Annotated in this window: 1 protein-coding gene; it reads left to right on the plus strand. The window is 37.9% G+C overall.

All coding sequences use genetic code 11. The features are described 5' to 3' along the window. A partial coding sequence (mobV, locus tag KGF70_RS17070) for a MobV family relaxase (RefSeq protein WP_367890002.1) occupies positions 1-509 on the plus strand: 509 nt, incomplete at both ends.

The raw sequence follows: 509 nt of genomic DNA on the forward strand, positions 1-509 counted from the left end.
ACTTTACAAGGTAAAGTATATTGGGCTATACCTTGCATGGAGGTTTTCCGAATTCTATGCTATGCTCTAACCAAATTTAGCTGTTTGGAATGGAGTGGTGAAATGAGTTATTTAGTGGCTAATATGCAGAAATTAAAAGCTGATAATTTAGTTGGCTTGGGTAATCATGATCAACGCCGAACGCGACATCACAAAAATACTGATATTGACGTTGACCGTTCTGACTTAAATTATGATTTAGTTGCTGGTCGGACTAACCATTTCAAAACGGATATTGAGGCTTATATTAACGAGCATAAAACCAGTCAGCGAGCGGTCAGAAAAGATGCCGTTTTAGTCAATGAATGGATTATTTCGAGTGATAGCAATTTCTTTGCCGATTTGACGGCGGCTGATACCCGCAAATATTTTGAAACGGCGAGGAATTATTTTGCTGAAAAATTTGGTGAAGAAAATATTCGTTATGCAATTGTTCATCTTGATGAGAGTACGCCACATATGCATATGGG

This window comes from Lactiplantibacillus sp. 7.2.4 (assembly GCF_018991185.1).
GTDB classification, from domain to species: domain Bacteria; phylum Bacillota; class Bacilli; order Lactobacillales; family Lactobacillaceae; genus Lactiplantibacillus; species Lactiplantibacillus pentosus.